Origin of the sequence: Segatella cerevisiae (assembly GCF_024054555.1) — a bacterium.
Taxonomy (GTDB): Bacteria; Bacteroidota; Bacteroidia; order Bacteroidales; family Bacteroidaceae; genus Prevotella; species Prevotella cerevisiae.
Window position 1 is genome coordinate 1 of the sequence record NZ_JAMXLY010000095.1, and the last position, 2,208, is coordinate 2,208.

A 2,208-nucleotide genomic window follows, 5' to 3' on the forward strand; every position below is an offset into this window, starting at 1 on the left:
AAATGGTATAATGAAAAGAGAATCAAGTTAAGATTAAATGGAATGAGCCCGGTACAATACCGAGCTCATTATAGAGAAGTAAATAATTAATGTTCAATTAACGTCCAACTTTTGGGGTTCATATCACTTTTGAGGGAAGTTATATCTTGTTGACTCGAATTGTTTTAAGAGATAAAGGTAAATTTAATATAAGTTGTTTCTTTAGTGAAAATTTCTAGATAGTATATATATCTACGATATCATGAATCTGTCCAATAATATTATCTATAGTAATAGAAAATCGGTATGTTACATGTATGATCCTGATGAAGACATGCTCCAGACAACTTATATGATTGTTTCGTCCATGTCCTATGGCAGGCAAAGGCTTCTGGGAGAACCTCTACTACACTGACGGCGCAGGCACGCCATGTTACACTGCCAATCTGATATCAGATGCCAACAAGGGAATAGCGATGATAGAATATGACAATATGAACCAACCAAGACGAATACAGTTTACCAACGGCAACGTGACGGAGTACGTCTATACCTCCACGGGGGAGAAGCTGCGTACCATCCACCGTACGGCAGTGGACAATATCTCCGTACCTATTGGCAACACCCTGGCTTTGACAGCAGCCAATACACTCTCCGTGGACAGTACCGACTATATCGGCAGCTTCATCTTCAGGAACGGAAAGGCAGACAAATACCTGTTCGGCGGAGGCTACTGCACATTCACGACAGCCGGCCAGCCGGTGTACCATTACTATACCCGGGACCACCTGGGCAACAACCGGGCAGTAGTGAACGAGAACGGAACACTGGAGCAGATGACGCATTATTATCCCTTCGGAGGCGTGTATGGTGATGCCGGCTTGAATGCTTCGTTGCAGCCGTATAAGTATAACGGGAAGGAACTGGACAGAATGCACGGATTAGACCTTTATGACTATGGAGCAAGAAACTATGATGCAATTATCGGCCGTTGGACTACGATGGATCCACTGGCAGAGCGTACCCCTGAAGTGAGTCCGTATGCTTATTGTAAAAATAACCCTATTAGATATATTGATCCAAAAGGTGAAAAAGTCAGACCAAATGGACAAGACGAATATAATATGATTTTAGGAACATTACCTCAAGAGACCAGATCTTTTGTTGTTTTCGATAGACAAGGATTTATAGATGAAGATGTTATAAATAATTATAATGGAAATGATTATAATACTAAGAGTCTTGAAGAACTTGTAAATGATCCGATGACTGTTGAAGTATATTTAGGTAAGAGTTTCCCATGGAAAATAGGACCTGCATATCAACAAGATGAAGATATCGCATCCTTACCTGATCCATATCCAATGAAAGATATTAGCATTGACCCTAATCCGGATCCTGCACATAATGTTGAAGACTTATCAACAGGAGAAACAGGATCTATTGGTAAAACTCTTTTTCCTGATGAAATCGGACCACAAAATTCTCCAAACGATAATGTCCAGATTTATATAAATTCAGATTTGTCATTAAAAGGCAGATCAGAAGCCTACAGTCACGAAGCAAATGGACATGTTTTAATGTATTTTAGAACGAAGTATAACCATGAAGCAGCTTCTCATCATTCTAATCATCAGGTAGATACAAATTTGGTATTAAAAGCCCTGATTCTAAAATCAAAAATGGAAACAATTAAAAACTATTAAATATGAGGCGTAATATTATTCGGTTGACCTTGTTCTTTGTGATCATATTTATATGTAATATAGCAAATGGACAAATATTGACAACATGTAAGAAAACAAAATATATGATGCCAAATGATACAATATTGTATTTGTATAAAGTATCAATTATGAATAATGATAGTATAAATTATCTCACATGGTTTGATGATCATGATATTTCGAAACAATCACAAAAACAAATAAAATTAGATCATTTTTTTTTTAGAAAAAGAGGTGATTTTAATTTATTCAATTTCCTATATGAAGATATGGTCAATGATAGCACAAATATAAATAAAGTATTTTACAAGGAATTCCTTATAAAGGAAATACATCCCAAAGAAAATTTTACTTATTTTATATTTAGCGGTGTAAAGGTGGATTCCATAAGCAAGTGCAAAGTTACGGAATTAATTGCTTAATGATATCAACAGGCTTTGAAAAATCATTTTTCTTTCTTGGTCTGTTATTCAATTTTTGAATGATTTGTTTAATGTATCCC

2 protein-coding genes and 1 pseudogene are annotated in these 2,208 nt (G+C 36.1%); 2 read left to right on the plus strand and 1 reads right to left on the minus strand.

Annotated elements, in window-relative coordinates; genetic code table 11:
- Both NG821_RS12710 and NG821_RS12415 read left to right on the plus strand, forming a co-directional pair.
- Positions 1–90, plus strand: a 90-nt coding sequence (locus NG821_RS12710; protein ID WP_394802058.1) for an IS3 family transposase, incomplete at its 5' end; no start/stop codon positions are given.
- Between the two features lie 263 nt (positions 91–353).
- The gene (locus tag NG821_RS12415) at positions 354–1,685 is read left to right on the plus strand and encodes an RHS repeat-associated core domain-containing protein (RefSeq protein WP_252761974.1); all 1,332 of its coding nucleotides are present in this window, start codon (positions 354–356) and stop codon (positions 1,683–1,685) included.
- A gap of 423 nt (positions 1,686–2,108) precedes the next feature.
- Here NG821_RS12415 and NG821_RS12750 read toward each other — a convergent pair.
- Positions 2,109–2,208 (minus strand): annotated as a pseudogene (locus NG821_RS12750) (IS30 family transposase); the annotation flags it as partial.